This window comes from Geomicrobium sp. JCM 19055 (assembly GCF_000698185.1).
GTDB lineage: Bacteria > Bacillota > Bacilli > Bacillales > Marinococcaceae > Geomicrobium_A > Geomicrobium_A sediminis.
This window is the reverse complement of record NZ_BAXL01000044.1, coordinates 1-988: the sequence shown is the minus strand read 5'-3', so window position 1 is coordinate 988 and position 988 is coordinate 1. Positions and strand designations below refer to the sequence as shown.

Annotated in this window: 1 rRNA gene; it reads left to right on the top strand. The window is 47.8% G+C overall.

The window, feature by feature from the left end:
• Window positions 1-251 precede the first annotated feature (251 nt).
• Window positions 252-988, top strand: a 23S ribosomal RNA gene (locus JCM19055_RS22070); the annotation flags it as partial.

Genomic DNA, 988 nt, shown 5'->3' with positions numbered 1-988 from the left:
TTATGAGAGGGCAGGAAATCGCTTAATCTTTCATTCAGTTTTGAGTGGGCAACTACTCAAATTGTAAAACACCACGATCCGTATATGGTCAAGTACCATGATGGAGACTGGCACATTCGTTCTTTGAAAACTGAATAACGGAAAGCATGAAAAGACATCATGACCGGGTTGATCGATTGAGATGTGCAAACATCTTAACGAACAACCGACCTAGCGTGATCTTAAATGATCAAACCATGAAAAGAACCTGTGGTTAAATGAAGAAGGGCGCACGGTGAATGCCTTGGCACTAGGAGCCGATGAAGGACGCGACGAACAGCGATATGCTTCGGGGAGTTGTAAGTACACATTGATCCGAAGATTTCCGAATGGGGAAACCCACTACTTTTCACAGAGTAGTACTTGTTAGTGAATACATAGCTAATAAGAGGCAGACCCGGGGAACTGAAACATCTTAGTACCCGGAGGAAGAGAAAGCAAACGCGATTTCCTTAGTAGCGGCGAGCGAAACGGAACATAGCCCAAACCAAGTGGCTTGCCACTTGGGGTTGTAGGACACTCTATACGGAGTTACAAAGAAACGAGATAGATGAAGCGACCTGGAACGGTCCATCACAGAAGGTAAGAATCCTGTAATCGAAATTTCGTTTCCTCTTGAGTGGATCCTGAGTACGGCGGGACACGAGAAATCCCGTCGGAAGCAGGGAGGACCATCTCCCAAGGCTAAATACTCCCTAGTGACCGATAGTGAACCAGTACCGTGAGGGAAAGGTGAAAAGCACCCCGGAAGGGGAGTGAAAGAGATCCTGAAACCGTGTGCCTACAAGTAGTCAGAGCCGTTAAGGGGTGATGGCGTGCCTTTTGTAGAATGAACCGGCGAGTGACGTGTACGTGCAAGGTTAAGTTGAAGAGACGGAGCCGCAGCGAAAGCGAGTCTGAATAGGGCGAAATAGTACGTGAACGTCGACCCGAAACCGTGTGATCTACC